Raw genomic sequence first — 23,592 nt, forward strand, 5'->3', positions numbered from 1 at the left:
CCCAGCCCCAGGCTGAAGTAGCGGCTCCCTGCCGTCCCGACGGCCGCCACTACGGTCGCAAATGCGAGGGGGACGCGAGTCCGGCGTGTCTCGTCCGAGGCGGTACGGGGCGCCGGCTCGAACGCACCGCTCTCGGAACCTGCCCGGCGGTCGCGGGAAGAAAGACTTATGATCGTTTCCCGACCGCACACATCGTGAGGACAATTATCAATGGGGTTCGTCGAGACATACGCACGCGGACGCCAGTTCGCCGTCGAGCGGCCCGGTTCCGTCCTTCTCGGGCTCGTCGGGGTCATCCTTCTCTTCGACCTCGTCGCGAGTCTGGCAACCGGCGGGCAGTCGGTCAGTGGCCTGGGATCGCTCGTCTGGGACGGGCTGATGCGCGGACTGGTTGTCGGCCTCGCGGGCATCGGGCTTTCGATGACGTACAGCATCCTGAACTTCGCGAACTTCGCCCACGGTGATTACATCACCGCCGGCGCGTTCTCGGGATGGGCGACGACCTACCTGGTAGCCGGCTTCGGGCGGGCAGACATCGGCTCGCTGCTGCTCGTCGGCGCCAGCGGGTCGGTCTTCGGCGGGGCACTCGGAATCGGCATCACCGGAACGCCGCTCGCAGTGGTCGCCGGGCTGGTTGTGGCCGGCGTCGCGACGGTCGCACTGGCGCTTTTCGTCGATCGGACGGTGTTCCGGCCGATTCGGGACGCCGACGGGATCACCTTGCTCATCACCTCGATCGGCGTCGCGTTCGCGCTCCGGTATCTCATCCAGTTCGTGTTCGGGTCGGACGTGCGCGGAACGACGTCCCAGCCACCGTCGCTCTCGCTTTACCTCGTCGACGGCGCCGTCCGAATCAACGCCCACGACCTCACGCTCGTCGTCGTCGCTGGCGGGCTGATGCTGGGCGTCCATCTGCTCCTCCAGCTCACGAAGCTCGGGAAGGCGATGCGGGCGATGGCCGACAACGAGGACCTCGCTCGGATCACCGGTATTCCGACCGAGCGCGTTGTTCGTTCGGTATGGATCATCGGCGGCGGGCTGACGGGGATGGCCGGATATATGTTCATCCTCTGGAAGGGGACGCTCGGCTTCAACGACGGCTGGCTGCTGTTGCTTCTCATCTTCGCGGCGGTGATCCTCGGGGGGATCGGCTCGATCTACGGCGCTATCGTCGGCGGGCTGGCGATCGGCCTGACGGCGTCGGTGTCGATCATCTGGATCCCCTCGGCGTTCGCCCGTGCGGCGGCGTTCGCGGTGATGATCATCCTCCTGTTGGTGAAACCCGAGGGGCTCTTCTCGGGGAGGTCGACAGCATGAGCGTCCGCGACGACGTCGCCGACCGCATTCCGGGCGGTGACGCGGGGCTCATCGTGGCCGTCCTCCTAGTGATCTACGCCGTGTACGTGCTGGTGGGCGTCGGTCTCGGCTACTCGCTGCGGGGACAGCTGAACACCATCGGCGTGTTGACCTTCTATATCGGCGTCTTCGCGATGCTGGCGCTGGCGCTCAACCTCCACTGGGGGTACACCGGGCTGTTCAACATCGGTATCGTCGGCTTCATGGCGGTCGGAATCTACGTGATGGCGCTCGTCTCGAAGCCGCTGTACGAGGCCGGCGGCGCGGCACAGGTCGGCGGCCTCGGCCTCCCGCTGATCGTGGGCATCGTCGCCGGGATGGGCGCCGCGGCACTCCTCGGGCTGGTGGTCGCGCTCCCGGCGCTGCGGTTGCGGGCGGACTACCTGGCGATCGTGACGATCGCGATGTCCGAGATCGTCCGCTTTTCTTTCCTCTCCGGGGAGCTCCAGCAGTTCCAGCTGTTCGGCGAGCGCGTCGGCTTCGGGGGCGGGTCGGGACTCATCCTCGACTTTATGGACCCGCTCGAGGCCTTTTTCCGGTTTTTCGGTCTCTGGGACGCCTATCTGGGCCTCGTGACCGCCTTCGAGGCAATCGTACCGTCGAACCCGAAGCCGGTCGTCGACGGGCTCGTGTATGGCCTGGTTCTCCTGCTCTTCGTTGCCGGCTACTTTTGGCTGCTCAAGCGGACCGGCGAATCGCCGTTCGGCCGCGTGCTCAAGGCGATCCGCGAGGACGAGGACGTCGCAAACTCCCTGGGGAAGAACACGAACCGCTTCAAGATCAAGGCGTTCATGCTCGGCTGTGCGCTGATGGGCCTCGCCGGGATCCTCTGGCTGATGACAAGCGGCGCCGTCACCCCGAACTTCTTCCGTCCGCGGATCACCTTCTTCGTGTGGATCGCGCTCATCATCGGTGGGGCGGGGTCGAACACCGGCAGCGTCCTCGGCGGGGCAGTCTTCGCCGCGCTGCTGTACCAGGGGCCGCGCTACCTGAAGAACCTCATCGACACCGTCCTCCCCAACGCGGACGCGCCGTCCGGGTTCGGCCCGGCGATCGCGCCGCTCATCTCGAATCTGGATCCCGCGCCGTTCTTCTTCTATACGATCGACAGCATCCGGCAGCTGCAGCTCGTGTTTATGGGCCTGGTGCTCATCTGGCTGATGCACAACCGGCCCCAGGGGATGCTCGGCCACCGGAAAGAGACCGCGGCCGGCATCCCGCTGACCGCGGCACAGGCCCAGGCAGGACCCCCGACGGACGGCGGCGAAGCGGGAGGTGAGTCCGATGAGTGAAACCGACGCCGATGGCACTGAGGGGACCGCGGATGCGCCCACGCAGACGAATCGGGCCCGCACGCTGAACGTCGGCTCGGCCGGTCCGAGCGTCGATGAGGAGTATCCACTCCAGGTGGAGAACCTCGACAAGTCCTTCGGCGGGATCACGGCCGTCGACTCGGCGTCGTTCCGGGTCGAACGCGGGAGTCTCACCGGACTCATCGGCCCGAACGGCGCCGGGAAATCGACGACGTTCAACCTGATCACGGGGATGCTCCAGCCCGACGGCGGGACGGTCCATTTCGACGGCGAGGACATCACCGGCCAGGATCCACACACCATCGCCAACAAGGGGCTCGTCCGGACGTTCCAGATCGCCCGCGAACTCCAGGAGATGACGGTGCTGGAGAATATGATGTTGGCACCGAAAGACCAGCGCGGCGAGACCCTGTGGCGCTCGGTCACGCCGGGATTCCGAGACGATATGATCGCCCAGGAGTCCGAACTCCTCGAACGCGCCTGGAGCGTCTTGGAGTTCTTCGAGATCGACCACATCGCCGAAGAGTACGCCGGCAACCTCTCGGGCGGACAGCGCAAACTCCTGGAGCTGGCGCGCGCGCTGCTCACCGATCCGGATATGCTGCTGCTCGACGAGCCGTTCGCGGGCGTCAACCCCTCGCTTGAGAAGCGACTCCTAGGTCACATTCACGAACTCTGCGACCAGGGGTATACGTTCCTGCTCGTCGAACACGATATGGACCTGATAATGGAGAACTGCGAGCGCGTCATCGTCCTCCACCAGGGTCGCGTCCTGACCGAGGGCACCCCGGCGGAGATACAGGCGAACGAGGAAGTCATCGAGGCGTACCTCGGGGGGAACGTATGAGCGCCGACGCCGACGCGGCGGACGGCAACGGGAGCGGGAGTACCGACTACGGGGCCGTCGAAGACGCCGACGTCTCCCGCGAGACGGTGCCGGGCAGAGCGGACGAGGCGCTCCTCGAAGTCCGCAGTCTCGACGCTGGGTACGGCGACCTCCAGATTCTCACCGACGTCGACCTCGACGTCGCTGACGGCGAATACGTCACTATCGTCGGTCCGAACGGCGCCGGGAAATCGACCGTGATGAAGTCGGTCTTCGGACTCACGAACCTGATGGGCGGGACGGTCCGGTTCGAGGGCGCCGACATCACCGGCCTGCGGCCCGAAGAGATCATCCGCGAGGGAGTCGGCTACGTCCCACAGAGCGACAACGTCTTTCCCTCGCTGACGGTCCAAGAGAACCTGGAGATGGGGGCGTACATCCTCGATTCGATCCCGCAGGACGCCCTCGATGCCGTCTTCGAGCGGTTCCCCATCTTGGAGGAGCGAAAGGAGCAGAAGGCCGGGACGATGTCCGGCGGCCAACAGCAGATGCTGGCGATGGGGCGGGCGCTGATGCTCGAACCCTCGCTGCTCTTGCTCGACGAGCCGTCTGCGGGTCTCGCACCCGACCTCGTCGACGATATGTTCGACCGGATCGACGCCATCAACGACGACGGGACGGCCGTGCTGATGGTCGAACAGAACGCCAAGGAGGCACTCCGGCGGTGTGACCGCGGATACGTCCTCGCCAACGGGCAAAACCGGTATATGGACGACGGCGACGTGCTGTTGAACGACGAGCAGGTCCGGCAGGACTTCCTCGGCGGGTGAGGCGTCGCGGACGGGTTCCGCCCCTTCCGGATTTTTGGGCGAACAGTCGACACGGGAGCGGCGCGTCCCCGTCACGACGGTGAGTCACCTCCGGGACGGGTCCGCAGCCTGCTCGATTCTCCCCACGCCGACGTGTCGAACTCCCGCGGCCCGGCGTGGGGCAGTCACTACGTCACAGCGGCGCTGGTCCCGGGATCGTATATAAAACCACGCCTGCGAGAGTGCGTGTCGGAGAGTGGACCGCGGTCTGGTGGCTCGGCAGTCTCGTGTGTCCCGCGTCGCAAAAAATCCGGAGTTCGAGGACAGTCCGCGCTCAGTTGTCCGGCGCTGACAGCGCCGTGCTGATGACCGACGAGTAGGAGGATTCGCCGATGTTGAACGCCTCCTGGCGGTAGACCTCGCCGTCGAACTCGTCGGCAAAGACGTTGCTGAAGCGCTCGGAGAGCTGCTGGCCGTAGTCGTTGTTGACGTACAGCGTCGAGACGGTGCTGACGCCGAGCCGTTCGGACATCACCTGCGCCATCACGCGCCCCTGCAGGATGTCGGACGGAGCCGTCCGGAAGATGTAGTCGTTGTCTTCGAGGTTCGACACCGACAGCGCGGTCGAGGAGGGCGAACAGCCGACGACCTCGTTCGGGATGAACACTTCCTGGGAGACAGGGACGTTCACGCCCGACGACGCCGACCCACAGACGCTGGGAACGCCGGCGCTCACGAGCGACTGCGCGGCCGACGTCCCGGCGCTCGGGGAGGTCTGGGTGTCCTCCAGTTGCGCGTTGACCGACAACCCGGCCGGGTTCGCGTCGTTGACCTGCGTTACCGGCAACTCGGCGGCCTGGATCATCGGTGCCCCCACCGAAGCCAGGTCACCCGTCTCCGGCAGGAGGATGCCGACCGACATCTCGCGGTCGCTTCCGCCGGGACTGCTGTCGGCCGAGGGACCGGCACCGTCGGGGTTCTCGCCCTCGAAGTTCTGCACCTCGACGTTCTCCGCGGCTCCCTCGTCGGCGTTGAACTCCCAGATGGCGTACGCCGCCGAGGCCGGGTCGCCGTCCTCGTTGAAGTTCGTCGCCGAAGACGCACCCTGGTAGTTCACGTCCTCGCCGTTGGCCGCCGCCTCGATGCCCTCGACGAGGTTGTCGGGAGTGACCTCCATTCCTCCGGGGTTCGCGACTCGGCGCATCTGATCGCGGATCGCCGTGCCGTCGTTCTCCCCGGCCGCGGCGTTCGCGAGCAACTGGATCGCCACCGAGTCGTACGACTGGGAGGTGAACACGCCCGGCGAGGCATCGTACTCCTCTTGGAACAGTGAGTTGAACGCCTCCTGGTTCGGACCGCCCGCCGCCGGCGCGGTGCCGGTGACGTTTTCCATGTCGTTTCCGACCTGTCCCGGCATCGAGCCGTCCCGGAGACCGTCGGGAACGAGGATCTCCTCGCTGCCGTCCGACTGGCTGTAGTAATCGCGGAACAGCTGGATCCCACTTTCGGGGTAGCCGATCACGACGAGCCCCTCCGGCCCCTCGCCGGAGGAACCGCCGCTGTCCATATCGGTGCTGCCGCCGCTGTCACCGCTGTCTCCGTCGCTGTCTCCGTCGCTGTCCCCGCCGCTGTCGCCCTCCTCTTCGTCTGGGCTGCCGATACAGCCAGCCAGTCCACTCGCTCCGATCGCTCCTGCCGCGCCGACGCGCTTTATAAAGTCACGCCGGACGATATCACGTGCCATATGGGTTGGATTGTGTCTCCTCATTATAAATGTATCCGTTACGACACTGGCCGTTCAGGAATCTCCAACGGTCGATAACCGACGTTATCAGACGACCGTCGACCCTCGCTCAGCATCTCCGGGACCCGTCACGATCAGCTCCACACCCCATTACGTCGAGCATCTGGCAATTCTTGTTTCGACAGATCGGAGTCGGAATATCTCGACGGTCGTGCGGGACGGTTCGATCGACCGAATCGCCACGCTGAAGCGCTCCGAGGTATCTCCTCTACTGGATGACCATCCCCTCGTTCGTCATCGGCATCGCCGGGGGAACCGGCGCGGGGAAGACCACCGTCGCACGCCTCATCACGCGGAACGTCGGCGACGCGGTCACCCGCATCCCCCTGGACAACTACTACGAGGACCTGAGTCACCTGACGCTCGAAGAGCGCGAGGAGGTGAACTACGATCACCCCTCGGCGTTCGAGTGGGAACTGCTGCGGGAGCAGCTCTCGACGTTGCTGTCCGGACAGCCCATCGAGATGCCGACCTACGACTTCGAGATCCACAACCGGACGGACGACCCTGAACGGGTCGAACCCACCGACGTCGTCATCGTCGAGGGGATTCTCGCGCTCTACGACGAGGAGATCAACGAGATGCTCGACCTCCGCCTGTACGTCGAGACCGATGCGGACGTGCGGATCCTCCGGCGCATCCAGCGGGACGTCATCGAGCGCGACCGCGATCTGGAGGGCGTCATCGAGCAGTATCTCTCGACAGTCAAACCGATGCACGAGCAGTTCGTCGAACCGACCAAGCGACACGCCGATCTCATCGTCCCCGAAGGAGCAAACAGCGTGGCGGTGAACCTCCTCGAGGAGAAGATCAAAGCCGAGGTCGCGAGTTCGGACCGCCGCAACTGGGAGCGGGAGACGGTCGAGGACGATCTGCTGGATGAGCTATCGGCCGAGATTGACGAATAGGGATCGTCTGCGCTCACACTCGCAGGCAGGGCGTTATGTTAAAATCGACCGGCCGAGACGATCCTCTATGGCGGAACTCGGCAAGGTCGACCGGTCCTTTTTCGAGCGGCACGTCTTCCCCCGACTCGGTGCCGACCGCGACGACGTGACGCTCGGACCGACGCACGGCGTCGACTTCGGACTCCTGAATCTCGACGGAACGGCCGTGGCGATCGCGACGGACCCGGTCTCGATCCTCCCGGACCTCGGATTTGCCCGCGCCGGCCGGTTCGCGCTCGATTTCGTCCTCGCGGACGTCGCCGTCTCGGGGCTCGCCCCGTCGCATCTGGCGATCTCCTTTACGTTTCCGCCCGACCTCTCGGAGGACTCCTTCGCGACGCTGTGGGAGGCGATGCACGAGGAAGCCGAAGACCTGGGCGTCGCCATCGTGACCGGCCACACCGCGCGGTACGACGGCTGTTCGTTCCCCTGGGTCGGCGGCGCGACCGCGCTGGCCGTCGGCGACCCGGCGGACGTCATCCGCCCGGACGGCGCCCGGGTCGGCGACGACCTGCTCGTGACGAAGGGGCCGGCCGTGGAGACGGCCGGGCTTCTGACGACGCTTTTCCCGGATGCGTTCGACCTGCCCCCCGAAACGCTCTCGACCGCCCAGGAGCGACTCGACGAGGCCGCCTGCGTGCGCGATGCGATGACCGCGAGCGCGGTCGGCGGCGTCCACGCGATGCACGACGCCACGGAAGGCGGCCTCTTCGGCGCGCTCGTCGAGATGGCCGAGGGGTCGGGCGTCCGGTTCGACGTCGACACCGATCGGATTCCGGTTCGACCGGGCGTCCGGGCGGTCTGCGAGGAACTGGGGATCGACCCCTGGACGTCGACCACCGGCGGCACGCTCGTCATCGCTGTCAGTCCGGACCGCACCGACGACGTCGTGACGGCGCTGGAAGCCGAGGGAACGCCCGTCGGCGTCGCCGGCACCGTCGAGTCGGGATCGGGCGTCGCCGTCGACGGCGCGGAGATCGCCCATCCCGAGGTCGATTCCTCCTGGGCGGCCTACGCGGAACTCGCCGCACAGGCCGACAGCGAGGAAGAGTGAGCGACGCGACGACGGACGGACTGTGTCGCCGACCGCTCCGTCTCCTTATTCCAGCCCCGCCGCGTACTCGCGGTCCAGTCGATCCGCTTCCGGCCGTGCGCCGTCGAGTTCGATCCGCCACCCGCTGAGAGCGTCTGGATCGTCGATCGCGACGGCGAGCCGGTCGCGAACCTCGACAACGTCGACGCCGTAGTAGTCGTCGGGCACCCCCCTGAGATACTGCAGTGCGGTTCGAAACAGCGATCGCATCCCGTCGTCGTCCTCGAAGTCGAAGTGCTTGTACGCGCCCGCTGCGACCTGCACCATCCCGTGGAGAAAGGCGCTCTCGGTCGTCCCGGCGCCGTAGTTGTACCACTCGATCTCGAAGCAGTCGTGCGCTTCGTGGAACGCACCCGCGTTGTACAGGCGAACGCCGTGGACCGTCGCGCGCCGGAGGGTCCCGTGTTCCCACCCGTTCGACGCCGCTCGTTCGGGATCCCAGCCGGTGGGCTGGCCAGTGGTCGGCGGGCCGACGGCGTCGTCGCGGGTGTGATCGGTCACTACTAGGGAGTACGAGCCGCACAAATAAAGAGATTTGACCCTCCGTCGTCTGACACCAGATAATGCGAATCTACGAACTCGGGGAGGGGACACCCGAGGTCGCCGTCGTCGGATCGATCCACGGGGACGAACCCTGTGGGGAGCGGGCGATCGAGCGGCTGTTGGCTGACGAACCCACCGTCGAGCGACCGGTCAAACTCATCGTCGCGAACGAGGAAGCGCTCGATGCGGGTGTTCGGTACCTCGATGAGGATCTCAATCGGGCGTTCCCGGGCGATCCGAACGCGGAGACGCACGAAGGCCGGCTGGCACACGACCTGCTCCGCGAGGTTCGCGGAACGACGGTGCTGTCGCTGCACTCGACGCAGTCGTACGCTGAGCCCTTCGCGCTGATCGACGAGGTCGACGCCGTGTCGCGGTCGGTCTGTCCGCACCTGCCGATCGAACACCTCGTCGAGACCGGGAAGTTCTCCCGCGGACGGCTCATCGAGCACGCCCACACCATCGAGGTCGAGTGCGGCCTCCAGCGGAGCGACGAGGCGGCGACGAACGCCTATTGGATCGCCCGGGCGTTCCTGGCGGCGACCGGAGTGCTCGCCGCCCCCATCGAGGGCGACGCCGAACCGCCGCTGTCGCTGCACCGCCGCGACGCGGACGAGGTGACCGTCTTCCGCCTGCTCGATCAGATCCCGAAGGCGCCCGCAGAGCGCTATGAGGTGTTCGTGAACAACTTCCAGCGGGTCCGGCGGGGCGATCCCGTCGCCGCCGCCGACAGCGACACGTACAGCGCCGACAGCGAGTTCTATCCCGTGTTGCTCTCGGCGAACGGGTACGAGGACGTCTTCGGCTACGCCGCCGATCGCGTCGGCACGCTGGCCTGAGGACGGGGCGCGTCCGGTCGCCTCGACCACGGCGGACCACGGGGAGCCCCGAATCGAGACGGAGAGGCCATCGGGGCCTCGTCCGGAGTTCGACGTCAGCAATGCGTACCGTTATAGTTCCATTGGTACTCTGTGGCATATGGGCGGGACTCCACCCGAGGACGTGTCCGACTCGATCCGGTATCAGGGAAAGGCGGTTCGCGATTCGAGCTGGATCCCCGAATTCCTCACAGACCAGGAGTCGGGGGTGCTCGGTCTCGTCGACGGCGACACGCCGCACCTCGTGACACAGCTCTTCGTCTACGACGGCGACGAGGGGGCGATCTTTATGCACGGCGCGCAGGCGGGACGAGCGCACGGCCTCGTTGCGGACGGCGACCAGCCGCGAGCCACCTTCACGACCAGCGAAAAAGGACGGTATATCCCGGCCGAGGAGCCAGTGAACTTCACCGTCGAGTATTCCAGCGTGGTCGCGTACGGAACTATCGGCCTCCTCGGCGACGACAAGCGGAAACGACACATCCTCCACCAGTTTATGGAGAAGTTCGCGCCGCAGTTGACCGAGGGGGAGGATTACGAGGCGATGACCGACGAGTCGGTCGACCGGACGGCCGTCTACCGTCTCGACGTTGAATCCTGGAGCGGCAAACGCGGCTGGAAGGACCCCGAACGACAAGGTGCCTACGACCTCGATTCGGTCTCGAAGTCGGAGTGATCCCCCAGTGATACTGATTACGCTCACTGTTTACCGCCGAGCGCCACCCCCGGTGGCGGCGCTCGGCGGTAAGAGACGAGAGTAATCATTATTAGGCGACACCGTGGGTGCCGGGCACCGGACAGATCTACCCGGTTGCCGCGGCAACTGTTTACTCCCTCCGTGTCGAACAGGCAGGTATGCCCGGCGTCATCTCCGGACTCGAAGGAGAGCTCAGGTCTAACGGGGTCAACGTCGAATCGATCGATCTCGACGGCGACACCGTCGAGTTGATCTACCTCACGGCGTTTCCCGACGTCGACGTGAACCACCAAGAGATGGGACGCGCGCTGAACACCTTCATCGCCGCCGCCGAGGAGGACGAGTGGGAGCCCGTACGCGTCGAAGCGACCGTGCTCCGGCACCAGGAGGACGTTCAGGGGACCTGGTACGCCGAACCGGAGTGGTTCCGGCAGTACATCGAGTACGACATCAGCGCCGAGGAGTTCTCGGCGCGCGTCATCGACACGCTCTCGGAGGACGAGCCGTGACGTCGCCGCCGTCGGTGGGAACCACTGCGAGCGGCGAAAGCGCGGAGCGAAGCGGTCGGAAGACTCGATACGGCCGCCCGTCCCGCGATGCGTTTTCGACCGTCACGCTGACCTTCCGGAGTGACGGCGTCAAGTGTGTTGGCCGGCTCTACCGTCCGGACCGGCCGGCCGATCCCGCCCTCGTCGTACTCTCCGGCGGGCCGCTCGGCGTGGGAGCAGCCACCCTCGAACCGTACGCCGAACGGCTCGCGGCGGCGGGCTACGCTGTCTTCCTCTTCGACGGTCGCCATCTGGGCGAAAGCGAGGGGGAACCGCGGAACCTCCTTTCGCCGACGCGGGGCCGGGCCGACTGGGAGGCGGCACTCGCCGGGCTTCGCGCTCGCCGGGACGTCGCCACCGATCGGGTCGTTCTCTGGGGCGTCGGCCTCGCCGGCGGGATCGCACTCGACGTCGCGGCCGACGATTCGCGCGTCCGCGGCGTCGTCGCACAGACGCCGATCCGGTCCGGGCGGGCGTTCCTCCGTTCGCGCGGCCTCGGGACCTTCACGAGAGGCCTCCTGGCCGGCGTCCGCGACGTGGCCCAGTCGCCGCTGTTCGGTACACATACGGTGCCCGTTGTCGACGAGGGGGAGGGCGGTCCGGCGCTGGTTTCGGCGCCCGCCGCAGCCCATCGGTATCGGGATCTCGCTGGCGGAGACTGGGAGAATCGAACGCCTGCGCGGTCGTTTCTCGCGCTCGCCCGGCACACGGGCGGCGACCGGGACACGCGGCTGACCTGTCCCGTCCTCGTCGTCGGCGGGACGCGCGACGACGTCGTTCCCGTCGAATCGGTCGAGACAGTTGCCGATTCGATACCGAATGCGACGCTCGTTCGGCTCCCCGTCGATCACTTCGATCCGTACGACGGCGCCGGGGTCGCCCGGACGGTGGGGCACGGGCTCGCGTTCCTCGACAGCGCCGTCGACAAGTGAGTCCGGACGAGGAGGCGGGACGCTCGATCCGGTCAGTCACCGCCGATTGTCCCGCGTATGCAACGCAAACGGGTAGCGAGCCTTCCGAGCAACGGCGGAACGACCGATCCGGGAGGGAGAAGGTTTACTATCGCGTCGGCGGAGTTGGCAAGCGAGATGGCAACGGCAGAAGGAAGCGTCGTCGTTCACCACGAGACAGGGCTCCACGCACGCCCGGCGTCGAAGTTCGTCCAGACCGCATCGCAGTTCGAGAGCGAGATACAGATCCGAAAGGACGGCGAGGAGGCCAACGCCAAAAGTAGCATCGCCGTCATTTCGCTCGGTGTCGGACCGGGCGAGGAGATACAGATCACCGCAGAGGGCGACGACAGCGAGGCAGCCATCGAGCGCCTCGTCGAACTCGTCGAATCGGACTTCGAGCTCGACTCGTAGGCGTCAGGTCGAGTCGAGACAGCGGTCGGTGATGAGGTCCAGGAGGGCGTCGCCGTCGCGTTCGCGTGCGAGGCGGACGAACTCATCGTCCTGGAACAGTTTAGTCAGACTCGAGAGGAACGTCGTATAGCCCTCGGTTTCGGTGACCAAGAGGAGAATGACGACGTCGACGTCGACTGTCTTGTCGGGGTCGTCCATACTCTGGAACGTGAGCGTGTCCTCGGGAAACCCGACGATGACAGCCTGTTCGGAGACGTACTCCGGGTCGGCGTGCGGGATGGCGAGTCCGAACTCCGCCGTCGGAATGTCCAGACCCGTGGGATACGACGCCTCGCGTTCGAGCAGCGCGTCGACGTACTCGGATTCGGCGTACCCTCTCTCGACGACGTACGCGCCCAGTTCTTCGAGTGCTCGTTCGTGCGACGCTCCGGTGAGTGTGAGGTGTTCGGTGTGCATCGAATGACAAAAAGGCGCAGACAGCCGTTAGTCGTCGGTGGCCGGTTCGTCTTCGGGTTCTGGTTCGGGTTCGACGATCTCGGGCTCCCCGCCGATCTTGTTGGGCAGGATACCCGCAGAGGGGCCACTGTGCCGGATACGAACCGTCTCTTGGGCTTTCTCCTCGGACGCGCCGGCGACCATGTACATCCGCTTGGGCCACGTCCGGAGTGCGAGCCAGCACGCAAGCGTGACGACGAGGCCGGCGATGAGACCGGCAGGTTCACCGAGCATCAGGAGTCCAGTCGCTGGGGACCCCGGGTCGCTCCCGGCCGTGATGAGGTTGTTACCGCCCAGATCGAATCCGGCCTGGCCAGCTGCTCGCGTCATAGCCGGGGCAACCTGACTCGCGACGTAGTGGAGCGGTATGAGGAGGACGGTCATCGAGATGACCATCTTGACTACGTTCCCGTCCATAATGGGCACCATCAGAGCGAGCAGGAACGGGAAGGTAGCGAGGTCGACTCCCCACAGCATATCGTTGAAGGGGAGGATGATCGACATCACGATGGCGATGGGGACCATAATGAGACTCGCGGCGATGGTCGACTCGTGGCCGATGAGGATGGCCGAGTCCAGACCGATAGCGAAGTCCCGCCCCTCGAACCGGGAAGTCATGTAATCGCGGATGGACTCCGAGAGCGGCGTCAGTCCCTCCATCAGGATGCCGACCATCATCGGCAGGATGTACATCACGGCGGCGAACGCGACACCGGCACCGAGGATGGTGTACCAACTGCTCGCCTCAAACAGCGCGTTGCTGTAGGCGGCGATTCCGAGGAGGATACCGAGGATGAGGCCGACGAAGATCGGTTCGCCGAACAGGCCGAGTTTGTCCTGGACCGAGTCGGGGTCGGCGTCGACGTTACCGAGCGGCGTCTGGTCGATCACCCAGTTTATCGGAATCGCAGCGATCGCGAAGGGGACGGACCCGCCGTGTGGAATGGAGATTCCCTCGGTGTCGAACGTCTCCTCTACCGCCGGTTGCGTCCAGTCGGCCGCCACGAGGACGAACAGACCGAGCGTCAGCCCCGTCGCGAACGAGTAGAGAAGCGAGTCCGTCACCATATAGACGAGGCCGGCGATGAACGCGAAGTGCCAGTAGTTCCAGATGTCCACGTCGAGCGTGAACGTGAACCCGATGGCGAACAGGGCGAGGTTCAAGACCACGAAGACGGGGATCATCCACACGCCGATCTCTGCGATCCCGAAGGCAATGGCGGCCGCGGCGGGCCACCCGACGTCGACGGCGGGCAAAGAGATGCCCGTGACCTCCACCATCCGCTGTGCGAGTGGACTGATGTTGTCCGAGAAGAGACCCAGTACGAGGAATATCCCCTGAAAGCCGACACCGATGAGGACGGACGAACGGACGGCCCGTCCCAACGGGACGCGAAACACCATCGCGATGACGAAGATAATGATGGGCAACAGGACAGTCGGTCCGAGCCCCTGAATTACGTCGTTGACTGTGTTTAGAATCGAGCTCAACCCCGCTTGCATCGCCACGCTTTGTAGTGCCATGGGTATTGCCACCCAATTTCAATATCCATAAACATATGTGATAAACATTACCACTGAATCCGGGAGTATGTGTCATTTCTGATACGCGAACGGCGCCGGTGTCGGATGGCGGATCAGTGGCTTGGAACGCCGCTGACGTGGGGTTCCTCGTCCCCTTTGACCCTCGAATCGGCAGGCGCCCCTACCGACACGCCCCGAAGAACAGAGCAGTAGCCGACTACGAGTTCTTGAGGGCCTCTGCGATGTTGTCCAGTTCCTCGTCTTCCCCGATTCCCGTCATAAACGCCGTCGTGTGGATGATCGGGATGTCGAATTTATCTTCGTTGAGCGACGTCGTCGTGACGATGAGATCGAAGTTGCCGGAGGAGACTTTCCCCCGGGCTTCGGTGGCTTTGGCCTTCACGATGTTTCCGATTTCGACCCCCCGATCCGGCAGTTTGTTCTTCAGAGCCTCTTTGACGACGGTCGACGTTGCGACTGAGGTACCACAGACGACGAGGATATTCTTCTTGTCGGGCATACTTCACGCTCATTGTTATCGTATACCGCGAAAAAGATTGCGTCGGTACACCCCGGGCGGGAACCTGCTACGGAAAGACGTTCCCGATCTCGGTCAAAAGCGTCTCGGGGTCGTCCGCGAGTGAGACGGCCGAGGCGGCGCCGGTGGCGTCTGCCCCCTGTTCGAAGGCGAGGCGGACGTCGTCGGCCGATCCGATGCCCCCGCCGACGAGCACTTTCGTCCGTTCGTTCTCCGAGGCCATCACATCGATGAACTCCCGGACGAGGTCCGGATGGGTCTGCGTGATGGCGCGGTCCGTCGAGATGTCCTCCGGTTTCTCGAAGACCACGGAGTCGGGGTCGAACGGCGCGACGGCCTCGCCCATCGCGATGCTGTCGACACAGACAATGGAGTCGAGGCCGACCTCCCGACAGCGCTCGATCTTTCGGGCGAGATCCGCGAGCGTCTCTCGGTTTTCGGCGTGGTTGATGACGACGCCCTCCGCACCCGCCTCCCGAATGGTCTCCGGGAGGATACGCCCCATCCCGCGGCCGGGTTCGACGGCGTCCATATAGGGCGCGGTCACCGTGAGGTCCGTCTCCTCGGCGATGAGTCTGATGTCGGGGATCTGTGGTGTCAACACGAAGTTCGCGCCCGTCTCCCGTTCGACGCGTTCGATGAGACGGGCGAATTCGAGGCCGTCCTCGCCGGTCGTGCCGGGGTACACCTTGAAATTGATCTGGAAGTAGGGGTACTCGAGGTTCATGGATTACTCCGTGAGGTGAGTCGCCGCGTCGTCGACTGTCGCGTCGTCGTGGACGATGGCTTTGAGAGCGTCGATGATGGCCGAGGGGTCATCACGTTGCCAGACGTTGCGGCCGAACATCACGCCGCGCGACCCGGCGTCGACGGCCCCGCGTACCATCTCCAGTACCTCGACGTCCGTCTCGACAGGGGGACCGCCCGCGATGTAGACGGGCAGCGGCGCGTTCTCGACGATCGGATCGAACGCTCCTTCGCCCGGGTACGGACTCTTGAGGATGTGGGCGCCGAGTTCGAACGCGATCCGGTTGGCGTCGGCGAGATACGACGGGTCGAGTTCGTCGTCGGCCCGTTGGCCCCACAGAGTCGGTTCGACGACCAGTGGAATCCCGAGTTCCTCGCCGCGTTCGGCCGCATCAGCGACGAACTGAACGTTCTCTTCGAGGACGCCGACGTCCTCGCGGCCGTAGACGAGCGCGACTTTCATCGCGTCGGCACCGAGTTCGGCCGCGGCATCGACGCTGAACACCTGGCGGTGGATCTCCTGGTCCTCGTGGTCGCCCGGAAGCGTCGAGTCGTGGAGCAAATCGAGCGTCGCGATCGTCGCGACGTCGTAGTCGTTTATCGTTTCCTCGAACCGACGCAGGAACGGAACGCTCGCCAGGATTCCGTCCGGGCCGCTCTCGAGGACGAGCTCGAGCGTTTCCTCCGGGTTCTCGAAGCCCTCGAAGACGCCCCAGTGGAGGCCGTGGTCGATCGCAACGACGACGGAATCGCCGAATCGTGTGAACATATCTCAGGGGTAACTGCACGGGCAGGAAAAGAAAAGCTATCGGTGCTCAGCGAAGTACTGCGACGTCGACGGTGCGAGTGCGCGGGCCACACAGCTCGTAGAACATCACTTCCTCCCACGTGCCGAGATCGAGTTCACCGTCCCGGAGCATCAGGAGGACGGGCCGCTTTATCATCGCCGAGAGGATGTGGGCGTGGGCGTTGGGTTGTTCGTCGCGTTCGTAGTGGTCGACGTCGTGGGCGTATCCCGCATCCGGGGGTGCGAGTTCCTCGAAGAAATCGATCATATCGTAGAGCAACTTCGTCTCGTACTCGTTCGTCGAGAGGGCGGCCGACGTGTGCGGCGTCGAAACGTACACGAGGCCGTCTTCCGCGCCGGTGTCTTCGACGACTGCCTCGACCTGTGGCGTGACGTTCTGGATGTCGAAGACGTCGTCCGTCTCGATCTCGAAGCTCCCTTCTGTGATTTGCATACACACTCTACAACCGAGGACTGGACCTTAGATGTTACCCGTCGACGGGACACCATCGCTGGGTTCGTTACGGTGCGACCGACCGGGCGCCGTCGCCCACCAGTGAGCGGGAAGACGGCGTCAGTCGATCTCTTCGAGCGGGAAGACGGCGTCAGTCGATCTCTTCGAGCGGGATGACGACGATGGGTCGATCGGAGTGCAGCAGCGTCCGTTGGGCGGTGCTACCGAAGACGACCTTCGCGGTCGGGTTGCGCTTGCGGATGCCGATGACCAGTTCGTCGGCGTCGACGTCGTCGGCCTTCGCGAGGATGTCCTCGTAGGGATCTTTGCCCCGAACGAACTGGTGGGTCTCGACCGTCGTGAGCGCGCCGAGACGCGACGAGACCACGGTCAGCGCCTCCTCGCCGTCCCGGACGTCCTGGCTGTCGGTGTCGTCGCCGCCGGGCAGGGAGTTGACCGCGTGGACGGTGTCGCTCCGGGAGACGCGGTCGACCAGGTAATCACACACCCGGGCGCTGGTGTCGACGTGGTTCGTCGCGAGTACGTAGGTCGTCATACTACGAGGGGCGCGTGGCGAGACCAAAAAGCCACCCCCATCCGACCGGTACTTCCCTCCCTCTCCCGGATCATACTCAAGGCACTTCCGGCCGAAAGACCAGTATGGAACCGAAGCACTTCCTGTTCGTCTCCGCCGACGCGGCTCTCATCACCGACCTCGCGTGGCAAGTCCACCGGGAAGGTCACGACGTGAGATACTACATCGAGGCCGAACGCGACCGGGAGATCGGAGACGGGTTCGTCCCGAAGACTGGCGACTGGCGCGCGGACGTCGAGTGGGCCGACGTGATCGTCTTCGACGACATCTGGGTCGGCGACGACGTCGGGACGGGTCGACTCGCTCGGGAGCTCCGCGAGCGAGGAAACGCCGTCGTCGGCGGCACGCCGAACACCGACCGCCTCGAAGAGGACCGCGGCTACGCGATGGAGATGCTCGAAGCACACGGTGTGAATACCGTCGAACACCACGTTTTCCACGACTTCGACGCCGCTATCCAGCACGTTCAGGAGAACCCTGCTCCGTACGTGATCAAACCGCTCGGCGAAGTCCAGAACGTCAAGCGCCTGCTGTACGTCGGAAACGAGGACGACGGCAGCGACGTCGTCGACGTCCTGACGGCGTACAAGAAGGCGTGGGGTCACCGGATGAAGGGGTTCCAGCTGCAACGCAAAGTCGAGGGTGTCGAAGTCGCCATCTGCGGGTTCTTCGACGGTCAGCGGTTTATCGACCGGGTCAATTTCAATTTCGAGCACAAGAAATTGTTCCCGGGAAACATCGGCCCCTCGACCGGCGAGATGGGGACTTCGATGTTCTGGGCGGGCCAGAACAGGCTGTTCGAAGAAACCCTGGGTAAACTCGAAGACTGGCTCGCCGACGAAGGCTACGTCGGGAGCATCGACCTCAACTGCATCGTGAACGAAAACGGGATCTACCCGCTGGAGTTCACGCCGCGGTTCGGGTACCCCACGATTGCGCTGCAGGAGGAGTCGATCGAATCGTCCACCGGCGAGTTCCTCTCCGATCTCGCCCGCGGCAACGACTCCGAGTTAGAAGTTCACAACGGCTACCAGATCGCCGTTCGGGTCGTCCTGCCGCCGTTCCCGTTCGACGACGAGAAGACCTACGACGAGAACTCCCGGAACGCGGCGGTGGTTTTCGAGACCGACAGCCGCGAGGGGATTCACATCGAGGACGCGAAGAACGTCGACGGCCAGTGGCGGGCCGCGGGCGAAAGCGGGATGCCGCTCGTGGTCACCGGAAAGGGGGAAACGATGCGGGACGCCAGAGAACAGTGCTACGCGCGGGTCGACGACATCGTCGTCCCCAACTGCTATTACCGCGACGACATCGGCGAACGGTGGATCGCGGGTGACGGCGACCGGCTCCAGGCGTGGGGATATCTCGGTGCAGGCTCGTAAGCCACCGTGCCCCGAATAGTTTCAAATTTTCATCAAAACACAAATGGGTGTGTTTACCACTCTCAGGCAGTCTTCCGACGGTTATCAAAATACAATAAATATACGATATACTTTTGAAAGGGGGACGACAAGGGACACTCACATTATGGCAGCACAAGAAATCCGTCTCAAGAGTACGGTCGGCGGCTTCACGGCGAACGGCAGGCTCCACTCCCTGAGCGTCTGGTTTATCCTCGCGCTCCGGCTGATGATGGGAATCGCCTTCTTCCAGAGCGGAATCGACAAGGTCCTCTCTGGGAGTTTCAGCGCGGCGGGCTACCTGCAGAACGCCCCACCGTCGAACGGCAGCCCCGTCGCCGACCTGTTCGTCGCGATGGGTCAGACGCCGTGGTTCGTCGACTTCGTGAACATCGCTGTGCCCTGGGGCGAACTGTTCATCGGCCTCGGGCTCCTCTTCGGAGCCTTCTCGCGTCTCGCCGCGTTCTGGGGCGCGTTTATGATGCTCATGTTCTACCTCGGCAACTGGTCGGTCTCCCACGGCTACATCAACGGCGACTTCGCGTACATGCTCGTGTTCCTCTCCGTCGCTGCGTTCGGTGCGGGACGGATTATGGGCCTCGACGCCTACATCGAGCAGTACGAGGTCGGCGGCACGCCGCTGATCGAACGCTACCCGTGGATGCGCTACCTCCTCGGGTGAGCACCGGCAGGAGCGTTTGCGACTCGTCGCTCATCCCTTGACATAACCGCGTGCGATCGGACGAGCACTCTGTTGCAAACGCTGCTATCGCGGGGACGTCGCGTCCCCGATAAAGACCATCGGCAGCAACGACTATTCTCAACGGTTCGTCACCTGATCCATACTGATTACTCTCACGTTTCCCGCGGAGGCTCACCCCCGTTGACGGCGCTCGGCGGGAAGAGCCGAGAGTAATCAGTATCAGGCGACCGCCGGATCTCGCCACCTCAGGGCGAGTCCGTCAGGGCCGCGAACCGGAGAGCAAGAACATCGCGATTCCGGCCACGATCCCCAACGCGACACCGGCGACCGACCCAGCGAGGATGCTGGTCCGCGGGCCGGCGAGGACGACGCCGACAGCCAAGACCGCGAGAAAGACGACCACGAACGCCGCGAGCGAGCGGCCCAGCCGGCGGGATTCCTCGCCGGATCGTAACAACACGGCCGCGGCGACGGCGACGCCGACCGCGATACCGGCCGGCAGCCCGACGAGCACGGAGAACTCGACGGTCGGCAGCAGGAGCTCCGTGACGGCGACCACTGTCACCAGAAACGCGGCGATGCCCGCCGCTGCCGCGGAGGCGAGTGTTCTGGACTCCATACCGGCAAAACGCCGCTGGCCGGCATAGGTGTACCTGTCAATCTCAGTTTGCGATGATCAGTCAACGGTCACGCGATCACGAGCCACGCGAAAAGCACCGCGAGGCCCCCCATCGACGTCGAGGCGACCGCGTGGAGGCGAAGGCGATCGAGGAGGGCGTGGGCGTCGCCCGAGACCGACAGCAGCCCGTGGATCTCGCTGCCGATCTCACACCGCGGCAGGAAGTCCATCGCCACGTGGAGGAAGACGCCGGCCGCGAACCCGAAGACGATTCCACGGGTCGATCCCGTCGCCGGCAGCGCGATCAGCGACGTCACGATCGCGCCGATTCCGACACCCGTCGCCGGCAGCAACAACACCGACGGATCGCGGCCCGCGTTCGCGAGTCGTCGCGCGGCGGCGTAGCCGGCCGGCCCCTTGTGGGAAACGATGGCCAGCCCCAGAAGCGGACCGAGCGCCGGCATGTTCCCGTAGATGATGCCGATGATCGCCCCCGCGGAGAACGCGTGGGCGGTCAGTTCCGCGACCGTCCGATCCATCGGGAGATCCAGATGCGACAGCCGATGGCCGATGCTGTGGGACGCAAAGCCCGCAAGCAGACCGAACGCGATGCCGAATCCGCCCCACTGCGGATGTTGGCCGATCGCCTGGGGCACCAGAAAGACGGCAGCGCTCGTCACCATCGCGCCCGCGGCCAGCCCGTATCCCCACACGAGCGTCCCCGCGCTGTCGTCGTCAGAGCGCGCACCAAACGGCGCTGCCAGCGCCATCGCGAGAAACGCGACCCACGAGATTCCGACAAGTTTTCCCGCACTGGCCGTCCCCACGCGGAGGGCGAGTGCGGACAACACGACGAGCGTCAGGGTCGCGACGACCCCGACGCGAGAGATTCGGGTCACAATATGAACTCGATACTCTTGGTTAATAACATTCGCGTTATTATCTGAGTGGGGATTTTACAGATGGTCGAGGCGAATGCCCCGGGGCTTGACCCCGAGGCGATTCACTACTAGATCTCCCACGACAGGCAAAAGGCCACCTCTGTCGCGAGCCGCACCTATCGCGAGTCGCCTCTATAACAAGCCGCACCTATCGCGAGCGCGTCGCCTGCTTCCACAGCCGGAGATCGACGCGCTCGCCGTCGATTTCTCCGCCCGCTGCCTCGCTTGCGGCCCAGACGAACATCGGGGCGACGTCGTCAGGGCTGCGGCCGCCCGATCCACTCAGGTCGGTGTCGACGAGTCCCGGATCGACGACGGCGGCCGTCTGCTCGGCGTCGACGGCCAGTTGCCGAACGAGCGTTTCGACGGCGCCTTTCGAGACGGCGTACGCGCCCATCCCGGCTTTCGGATCGACCGCGATCGACCCCGAGGGCACGAGGATGCGACCCTCGGGCGGCATCCGCTCGATTGCTTCTTTCGCGGTGGCGAAGACGCCGCGCAGGTTCGTCGCGAGCGTGTCGTCGAAGCAGTCGTACGGCTCCTCGTGGATCGGCGACTCGCCCGAGGCGCCGAGTTTGACGCCCGCGTTGGCGACCAGCACGTCGATCCCGTCGGTGTCGCCAGCCGCGTCGGCGGTCTCCATCAGGCGGCCGACAGCGACCTCGTTTCTGACGTCGGCGGTGACTCCCTGCACTGTCGGCGGTCCGTCGTCGGCCGCGTCGCTGTCGGCGGGTTCGGCAGCAACGTCTTCGTCGGATTCGCCAGCAACGTCCTCGTCGGATTCGGCCGCAGAGACCGCCGCTGCCAACGCCTCGGTGTCGCGCGCACAACCGACCACGGTCGCACCCTGGGCGGCGAACGCCGAGAGCAGTGCCCGTCCGATCCCGCGGCTCGCGCCGGTCACAACGACCGTCGCGTCGGTGAGTTCCATACCAGTCGTTTGGGACCGATTGCGCCTAAAGATTCTTGCCGGTGCGGCGGTTGGCTTCCGGAGGATGCCCCCGGCGGCGACCAGTTCTCGAAACCCCTGCAGTCGGTGGCCGCCGTCGCCGGAACTGTGGAACGCTCGGTCAGTCGTTTTATATTTTTCACGCCCCTACCGACCGATATGGACTCTCCGGCGGATCTCCGCTCGCTCGCCGATACCGACGTGACCGTGATCGGCGGCGGGTTCGGTGGACTCTCGACTGCGTGTTACCTGGCCGACGTGGGCGCGAACGTGACACTCCTGGAAAAGAACGACCAACTCGGCGGCCGAGCCAGCCGCCTCGAAGTCGACGGATTCCGGTTCGATATGGGCCCCTCCTGGTATCTGATGCCCGATGTCTTCGAGCGATTCTTCGGGCACTTCGACCACGAGCCGTCCGACTACTACGACCTGACGCGGCTCGATCCGCACTACCGGATCTTCTTCAAAGACAACGACAGCGTGGATATGGTGCCGGACAGAGAGCGGAACAAGGAAATCTTCGAGTCCTACGAACCCGGCGCCGGCGAGCGCTTCGAGGACTACCTGGAGAAGTCCCGGGAGAACTACGAGATCGGGATGGAACATTTCGTCTACGAGGACCGCACGTCGCTGTCGGACTACCTCGATTGGAACGTGGCCAGACACGCCCGGGGGCTCTCGCTGCTCGGCTCGATGCAGGACCACGTCGAGAGGTACTTCGATCACCCCAAACTGCAGCAGATAATGCAGTACACGCTGGTGTTTCTCGGCGGCGCGCCGAACAACACGCCGGCGCTGTACAACCTGATGAGCCACGTCGATTTCAATATGGGCGTCTACTACCCCGAGGGCGGCCTCGGCGGCGTCGTCGACGGCATCGCCGACCTCGGAGAGGAGCTGGGAGTGGACTTCCGAACCGACACGCCGGTCTCGGAGATCCGCGGCCGCGAGGGCGCCTTCGTCACGCGGACAGAGGACGGACAGGAGTTTTATTCGGATTCCGTCGTCAGCAACGCCGACTACCGCCACACCGAGATGGAACTACTCCCGCCGGAAAAACGCCAGTACGACGCCGACTACTGGGAGTCGCGGACGTACGCACCGTCGGCGTTTCTCCTGTATCTCGGCGTGGAGGGCGACGTCGACCCGCTGGAACACCACACGCTGATACTCCCGACCGACTGGGACGACCACTTCGAGCGGATCTTCGAGAACCCCTCCTGGCCCGAGGATCCGGCGTACTACCTCTGTGTTCCCTCCGAAACCGACGACACCGTCGCGCCCGACGGCCACTCGAACCTGTTCGCCTTGGTCCCGATCGCCGCGGGGCTGGAAGACACCCCCGAGCGCCGCGAGCAGTTCCGTGATCTCGTCTTGGACGACATCGAAGCGAACACGGGTGTGGACCTCCGCGATCGGATCGTCGTCGAGGAGTCCTTCTGCGTGAACGACTTCGCCGACCGGTACAACAGCACGAAGGGGACCGCGCTCGGCCTCGCACACACCCTGCGGCAGACGGCGCTGTTCCGGCCGCCGCACCACTCCTCGGCCGTCGACGGGCTCTACTTCACCGGCGCCTTTACCACGCCGGGCATCGGCGTGCCGATGTGCCTCATCAGTGGGCAGCTGACCGCCGAAGCGATGGCCGAACGGGCGACGTAG

The 23,592-nt window shown here is 64.9% G+C and carries 26 protein-coding genes; 14 read left to right on the forward strand and 12 right to left on the reverse strand.

Annotated elements, in window-relative coordinates; genetic code table 11:
* The first annotated feature begins 378 nt into the window (after window positions 1-378).
* From RJT48_RS07980 to RJT48_RS07995, 4 genes are read left to right on the forward strand one after another with little or no spacing between them, the layout of a single operon-like run.
* Complete coding sequence (locus RJT48_RS07980) at window positions 379-1,317, forward strand: branched-chain amino acid ABC transporter permease (protein ID WP_311171972.1); 939 nt, start codon at window positions 379-381, stop codon at window positions 1,315-1,317.
* Window positions 1,314-2,648, forward strand: a complete 1,335-nt coding sequence (locus RJT48_RS07985) for a branched-chain amino acid ABC transporter permease (protein ID WP_311171741.1) — start codon at window positions 1,314-1,316, stop codon at window positions 2,646-2,648. Before RJT48_RS07980 ends, RJT48_RS07985 begins: the two co-directional genes overlap by 4 nt.
* A complete protein-coding gene (locus RJT48_RS07990; RefSeq protein ID WP_311171742.1) occupies window positions 2,641-3,516 on the forward strand; it encodes an ABC transporter ATP-binding protein in 876 nt (291 codons plus the stop codon). The genes RJT48_RS07985 and RJT48_RS07990 overlap by 8 nt, the downstream gene beginning before the upstream one ends.
* Entirely contained in the window at window positions 3,513-4,325 is an 813-nt protein-coding gene (locus RJT48_RS07995; protein WP_311171743.1) for an ABC transporter ATP-binding protein, read from the forward strand. The genes RJT48_RS07990 and RJT48_RS07995 overlap by 4 nt, the downstream gene beginning before the upstream one ends.
* 313 nt (window positions 4,326-4,638) lie before the next feature.
* Here the strand turns inward: RJT48_RS07995 and RJT48_RS08000 are convergent, their stop codons facing one another.
* Window positions 4,639-6,048 carry an ABC transporter substrate-binding protein gene (locus RJT48_RS08000; RefSeq protein WP_311171744.1) on the reverse strand — a complete coding sequence of 470 codons (1,410 nt, stop codon included), beginning with the start codon at window positions 6,046-6,048 and terminating at the stop codon, window positions 4,639-4,641.
* Window positions 6,049-6,323: 275 nt separating this feature from the next.
* On the opposite strand from RJT48_RS08000, the gene udk reads away from it, so the two are divergent.
* Together udk and RJT48_RS08010 are read left to right on the forward strand one after the other, a co-directional pair.
* Window positions 6,324-7,016 carry a uridine kinase gene (udk, locus tag RJT48_RS08005; protein WP_311171745.1) on the forward strand — a complete coding sequence of 231 codons (693 nt, stop codon included), beginning with the start codon at window positions 6,324-6,326 and terminating at the stop codon, window positions 7,014-7,016.
* Window positions 7,017-7,083: 67 nt separating this feature from the next.
* Entirely contained in the window at window positions 7,084-8,109 is a 1,026-nt protein-coding gene (locus RJT48_RS08010) for an AIR synthase family protein (protein ID WP_311171746.1), read from the forward strand.
* A gap of 45 nt (window positions 8,110-8,154) precedes the next feature.
* Here the strand turns inward: RJT48_RS08010 and RJT48_RS08015 are convergent, their stop codons facing one another.
* A complete protein-coding gene (locus RJT48_RS08015; protein WP_311171747.1) occupies window positions 8,155-8,649 on the reverse strand; it encodes a DUF309 domain-containing protein in 495 nt (164 codons plus the stop codon).
* A 62-nt stretch (window positions 8,650-8,711) separates the two neighbouring features.
* Between RJT48_RS08015 and RJT48_RS08020 the strand changes: the two genes are divergently transcribed.
* The 5 genes from RJT48_RS08020 to RJT48_RS08040 all read left to right on the forward strand — a co-directional run bounded on the left by RJT48_RS08020 (window position 8,712) and on the right by RJT48_RS08040 (window position 12,178).
* Window positions 8,712-9,530 carry a M14 family metallopeptidase gene (locus tag RJT48_RS08020; protein WP_311171748.1) on the forward strand — a complete coding sequence of 273 codons (819 nt, stop codon included), beginning with the start codon at window positions 8,712-8,714 and terminating at the stop codon, window positions 9,528-9,530.
* 139 nt (window positions 9,531-9,669) lie between these two features.
* Window positions 9,670-10,245, forward strand: a complete 576-nt coding sequence (locus RJT48_RS08025; protein ID WP_311171749.1) for a pyridoxamine 5'-phosphate oxidase family protein — start codon at window positions 9,670-9,672, stop codon at window positions 10,243-10,245.
* A 179-nt stretch (window positions 10,246-10,424) separates the two neighbouring features.
* Window positions 10,425-10,775: a DUF8159 domain-containing protein gene (locus RJT48_RS08030; RefSeq protein WP_311171750.1), complete on the forward strand. Its 351-nt coding sequence runs from the start codon at window positions 10,425-10,427 to the stop codon at window positions 10,773-10,775.
* Window positions 10,772-11,746 carry an alpha/beta hydrolase gene (locus tag RJT48_RS08035; RefSeq protein WP_311171751.1) on the forward strand — a complete coding sequence of 325 codons (975 nt, stop codon included), beginning with the start codon at window positions 10,772-10,774 and terminating at the stop codon, window positions 11,744-11,746. The genes RJT48_RS08030 and RJT48_RS08035 overlap by 4 nt, the downstream gene beginning before the upstream one ends.
* Before the next feature lie 156 nt (window positions 11,747-11,902).
* Window positions 11,903-12,178, forward strand: coding sequence for an HPr family phosphocarrier protein (locus RJT48_RS08040; protein WP_311171752.1), 276 nt, complete (start codon window positions 11,903-11,905; stop codon window positions 12,176-12,178).
* A 3-nt stretch (window positions 12,179-12,181) separates the two neighbouring features.
* On the opposite strand, the gene RJT48_RS08045 is transcribed toward RJT48_RS08040, so the two are convergent.
* The 7 genes from RJT48_RS08045 to RJT48_RS08075 form a co-directional block, all read right to left on the reverse strand.
* Complete coding sequence (locus RJT48_RS08045; protein WP_311171753.1) at window positions 12,182-12,634, reverse strand: PTS sugar transporter subunit IIA; 453 nt, start codon at window positions 12,632-12,634, stop codon at window positions 12,182-12,184.
* Window positions 12,635-12,661: 27 nt separating this feature from the next.
* Entirely contained in the window at window positions 12,662-14,197 is a 1,536-nt protein-coding gene (locus RJT48_RS08050; protein WP_311171754.1) for a PTS galactitol transporter subunit IIC, read from the reverse strand.
* A gap of 217 nt (window positions 14,198-14,414) precedes the next feature.
* Window positions 14,415-14,717, reverse strand: a complete 303-nt coding sequence (locus tag RJT48_RS08055) for a PTS sugar transporter subunit IIB (protein ID WP_311171755.1) — start codon at window positions 14,715-14,717, stop codon at window positions 14,415-14,417.
* Between the two features lie 67 nt (window positions 14,718-14,784).
* Window positions 14,785-15,462, reverse strand: a complete 678-nt coding sequence (locus RJT48_RS08060; protein WP_311171756.1) for a triose-phosphate isomerase — start codon at window positions 15,460-15,462, stop codon at window positions 14,785-14,787.
* Between the two features lie 3 nt (window positions 15,463-15,465).
* A complete protein-coding gene (locus RJT48_RS08065) occupies window positions 15,466-16,251 on the reverse strand; it encodes a class I fructose-bisphosphate aldolase (protein WP_311171757.1) in 786 nt (261 codons plus the stop codon).
* 46 nt (window positions 16,252-16,297) lie between these two features.
* The gene (locus RJT48_RS08070; RefSeq protein WP_311171758.1) at window positions 16,298-16,723 is read right to left on the reverse strand and encodes a secondary thiamine-phosphate synthase enzyme YjbQ; all 426 of its coding nucleotides are present in this window, start codon (window positions 16,721-16,723) and stop codon (window positions 16,298-16,300) included.
* 151 nt (window positions 16,724-16,874) lie between these two features.
* Window positions 16,875-17,279, reverse strand: a complete 405-nt coding sequence (locus RJT48_RS08075) for a universal stress protein (protein ID WP_311171759.1) — start codon at window positions 17,277-17,279, stop codon at window positions 16,875-16,877.
* 104 nt (window positions 17,280-17,383) lie between these two features.
* Between RJT48_RS08075 and RJT48_RS08080 the strand changes: the two genes are divergently transcribed.
* Window positions 17,384-18,700, forward strand: coding sequence for a phosphoribosylamine--glycine ligase (locus RJT48_RS08080; protein WP_311171760.1), 1,317 nt, complete (start codon window positions 17,384-17,386; stop codon window positions 18,698-18,700).
* A 145-nt stretch (window positions 18,701-18,845) separates the two neighbouring features.
* The gene (locus RJT48_RS08085) at window positions 18,846-19,400 is read left to right on the forward strand and encodes a DoxX family protein (RefSeq protein ID WP_311171761.1); all 555 of its coding nucleotides are present in this window, start codon (window positions 18,846-18,848) and stop codon (window positions 19,398-19,400) included.
* A 280-nt stretch (window positions 19,401-19,680) separates the two neighbouring features.
* On the opposite strand, the gene RJT48_RS08090 is transcribed toward RJT48_RS08085, so the two are convergent.
* The 3 genes from RJT48_RS08090 to RJT48_RS08100 form a co-directional block, all read right to left on the reverse strand.
* Window positions 19,681-20,040: a DUF8147 domain-containing protein gene (locus tag RJT48_RS08090; RefSeq protein ID WP_311171762.1), complete on the reverse strand. Its 360-nt coding sequence runs from the start codon at window positions 20,038-20,040 to the stop codon at window positions 19,681-19,683.
* Between the two features lie 68 nt (window positions 20,041-20,108).
* The gene (locus tag RJT48_RS08095) at window positions 20,109-20,939 is read right to left on the reverse strand and encodes a ZIP family metal transporter (protein WP_345784738.1); all 831 of its coding nucleotides are present in this window, start codon (window positions 20,937-20,939) and stop codon (window positions 20,109-20,111) included.
* 190 nt (window positions 20,940-21,129) lie between these two features.
* A complete protein-coding gene (locus tag RJT48_RS08100; RefSeq protein ID WP_311171763.1) occupies window positions 21,130-21,912 on the reverse strand; it encodes an SDR family NAD(P)-dependent oxidoreductase in 783 nt (260 codons plus the stop codon).
* A 177-nt stretch (window positions 21,913-22,089) separates the two neighbouring features.
* Here RJT48_RS08100 and RJT48_RS08105 point away from each other — a divergent pair, with 177 nt between their 5' ends.
* Entirely contained in the window at window positions 22,090-23,592 is a 1,503-nt protein-coding gene (locus RJT48_RS08105) for a phytoene desaturase family protein (protein WP_311171764.1), read from the forward strand.

The organism is Halobellus ordinarius, assembly GCF_031823395.1.
Taxonomy (GTDB): domain Archaea; phylum Halobacteriota; class Halobacteria; order Halobacteriales; family Haloferacaceae; genus Haloquadratum; species Haloquadratum ordinarius.

What these genes read in the sequence shown, in the direction of transcription:
- RJT48_RS07990 (WP_311171742.1), top strand. Translation starts at nt 2,641, where the DNA reads ATGAGTGAAACCGACGCCGATGGCACTGAGGGGACCGCGGATGCGCCC.
- RJT48_RS08030 (WP_311171750.1), top strand. Translation starts at nt 10,425, where the DNA reads ATGCCCGGCGTCATCTCCGGACTCGAAGGAGAGCTCAGGTCTAACGGG.
- RJT48_RS08040 (WP_311171752.1), top strand. Translation starts at nt 11,903, where the DNA reads ATGGCAACGGCAGAAGGAAGCGTCGTCGTTCACCACGAGACAGGGCTC.
- RJT48_RS07980 (WP_311171972.1), top strand. Translation starts at nt 379, where the DNA reads ATGCGCGGACTGGTTGTCGGCCTCGCGGGCATCGGGCTTTCGATGACG.
- RJT48_RS08105 (WP_311171764.1), top strand. Translation starts at nt 22,090, where the DNA reads ATGGACTCTCCGGCGGATCTCCGCTCGCTCGCCGATACCGACGTGACC.
- RJT48_RS08085 (WP_311171761.1), top strand. Translation starts at nt 18,846, where the DNA reads ATGGCAGCACAAGAAATCCGTCTCAAGAGTACGGTCGGCGGCTTCACG.
- RJT48_RS07985 (WP_311171741.1), top strand. Translation starts at nt 1,314, where the DNA reads ATGAGCGTCCGCGACGACGTCGCCGACCGCATTCCGGGCGGTGACGCG.
- udk (WP_311171745.1), top strand. Translation starts at nt 6,324, where the DNA reads ATGACCATCCCCTCGTTCGTCATCGGCATCGCCGGGGGAACCGGCGCG.
- RJT48_RS08060 (WP_311171756.1), bottom strand. Translation starts at nt 15,462, where the DNA reads ATGAACCTCGAGTACCCCTACTTCCAGATCAATTTCAAGGTGTACCCC.
- RJT48_RS08025 (WP_311171749.1), top strand. Translation starts at nt 9,670, where the DNA reads ATGGGCGGGACTCCACCCGAGGACGTGTCCGACTCGATCCGGTATCAG.
- RJT48_RS08070 (WP_311171758.1), bottom strand. Translation starts at nt 16,723, where the DNA reads ATGCAAATCACAGAAGGGAGCTTCGAGATCGAGACGGACGACGTCTTC.
- RJT48_RS08065 (WP_311171757.1), bottom strand. Translation starts at nt 16,251, where the DNA reads ATGTTCACACGATTCGGCGATTCCGTCGTCGTTGCGATCGACCACGGC.
- RJT48_RS08010 (WP_311171746.1), top strand. Translation starts at nt 7,084, where the DNA reads ATGGCGGAACTCGGCAAGGTCGACCGGTCCTTTTTCGAGCGGCACGTC.
- RJT48_RS08050 (WP_311171754.1), bottom strand. Translation starts at nt 14,197, where the DNA reads ATGGCACTACAAAGCGTGGCGATGCAAGCGGGGTTGAGCTCGATTCTA.
- RJT48_RS08100 (WP_311171763.1), bottom strand. Translation starts at nt 21,912, where the DNA reads ATGGAACTCACCGACGCGACGGTCGTTGTGACCGGCGCGAGCCGCGGG.
- RJT48_RS08075 (WP_311171759.1), bottom strand. Translation starts at nt 17,279, where the DNA reads ATGACGACCTACGTACTCGCGACGAACCACGTCGACACCAGCGCCCGG.
- RJT48_RS08000 (WP_311171744.1), bottom strand. Translation starts at nt 6,048, where the DNA reads ATGGCACGTGATATCGTCCGGCGTGACTTTATAAAGCGCGTCGGCGCG.
- RJT48_RS08080 (WP_311171760.1), top strand. Translation starts at nt 17,384, where the DNA reads ATGGAACCGAAGCACTTCCTGTTCGTCTCCGCCGACGCGGCTCTCATC.
- RJT48_RS07995 (WP_311171743.1), top strand. Translation starts at nt 3,513, where the DNA reads ATGAGCGCCGACGCCGACGCGGCGGACGGCAACGGGAGCGGGAGTACC.
- RJT48_RS08020 (WP_311171748.1), top strand. Translation starts at nt 8,712, where the DNA reads ATGCGAATCTACGAACTCGGGGAGGGGACACCCGAGGTCGCCGTCGTC.
- RJT48_RS08090 (WP_311171762.1), bottom strand. Translation starts at nt 20,040, where the DNA reads ATGGAGTCCAGAACACTCGCCTCCGCGGCAGCGGCGGGCATCGCCGCG.
- RJT48_RS08045 (WP_311171753.1), bottom strand. Translation starts at nt 12,634, where the DNA reads ATGCACACCGAACACCTCACACTCACCGGAGCGTCGCACGAACGAGCA.
- RJT48_RS08055 (WP_311171755.1), bottom strand. Translation starts at nt 14,717, where the DNA reads ATGCCCGACAAGAAGAATATCCTCGTCGTCTGTGGTACCTCAGTCGCA.